This window comes from Actinomycetospora sp. (genome assembly GCF_055612215.1).
In genome coordinates this window covers 1-1,426 of the sequence record NZ_JBVPVA010000967.1, presented here as the reverse complement: position 1 = coordinate 1,426, position 1,426 = coordinate 1, and the positions used below count along the sequence as shown (strand labels likewise).

At 77.3% G+C, this 1,426-nt stretch carries 1 protein-coding gene; it reads left to right on the top strand.

The annotated features are described in order from the left end of the window. Positions 1 to 364: 364 nt before the first annotated feature. Positions 365 to 1,426 (top strand): carboxylesterase/lipase family protein (locus tag AC0CYZ_RS26390; RefSeq protein ID WP_472220882.1); only part of this gene is annotated, 1,062 nt, incomplete at its 3' end.

Here is a 1,426-nt window from a genome sequence, read left to right as displayed (position 1 = left end):
CCACGGGCGCGGGGCGGACGGCGTCACCGTCGACGCGTCACCGCCCGAGGAGGGGCGGGACGGCGCCGGGGCGAGGCCGGTCAGGAACGCGAGCGGCGGGGACCCGGGCGACGACAGGTGGTCGCGGGCGCACGGCACAGGTCGACGTGGAGACGTCGCACCAACGGCCGGCCGGGGGTCACGGGACTACTGGTACCGGATCCCGCCCCTCGGCACCAGGGCCCGGGGAGGTATCGCACCGCGGTGCGGGCTGCGCGACGTCGGCCACGGACCCCGGGGGCCGACCTTCGGGCTCGCGCGAGGGGATCGTCCGGCACGAGGGCGCCGCGGCCCGACACCCGACCGGGACTGGTAGCCATGGGGCATGGACGCACGGACGACGGCAGGCCGGGTGGTCGGGGTGGAGCGGGACGGGGTGCACCGGTTCCTGGGCGTGCCCTACGCCGCCCCTCCGGTGCGGTTCGCCGCGCCGACACCGGCACCTCGGTGGGACGGCGTGCGCGACGCCGGCCGGCCCGGACCCAACGCGCCGCAAGCGGCACGGGGCATCCCGGGACTCGACCTCGGCCCGATCATCGGCCACGGCTGGCGGCCGGGGGAGGACTACCTGACCGTCGACGTCTGGACCCCGGGCGGGACGGGCCTGCCGGTCATGGTGTTCCTGCACGGCGGCGCGTTCGTGGCCGGGGAGCCCGGCGCGCCGGCCTACGACGGGACCGCTCTCGCCCGCGCGGGCGTGGTGCTGGTGTCGGTGACCTACCGGCTGGGTGTCGAGGGGTTCCTCCCGCTGCCGGGCGGCGTGACCAACATCGGACTGCGTGACCAGCTCGCGGCCCTGGCGTGGGTGCGCGAGAACGCCGCCGCCTTCGGCGGCGATCCGGATGCCGTCACGGTCTTCGGGGAGTCGGCCGGGGCCATGTCGGTGGGGGCCCTGCTCGGCTCTCCGCTGGCGGCGGGGCTGTTCGACCGCGCCATCGTCCAGAGCGGGGGAGCCGAGGTGGTGCGCAGCCTGGACGTGATGGCGGGGTTCGCCGCCGCTTTCACCGCCGAACTGGGGGGCGGGACCGATGCGGCCGCCGTGCGGGAACGTCCGGTCGCCGACGCGCTCGCCGCGCTGGAGACGGTCAGCGCGCCGGCGCGCCGAGGTGACCTGCGCGAGGCCGACGGGGTGGACCCGGGTTTCGGGGTGGGCGTGCTCGCGCCGGTGGTCGGCGACGACGTCCTGCCCGTGGCGCCGCTCGAGGCGATCCGGGCCGGGTCCGGTGCGGGGGTCGATCTGCTCGCTGGCGCCAACGACGAGGAGATGAACCTGTACTTCGTGCCCACCGGCGCGCTGGACGCGCTGGGCGAGGACCAGGCGCGCGCGGCACTGGCGGCCGCCCACCCGGACGCCGACCGGCTGTTGGCGCAGGCCGCCGGGTCGCCC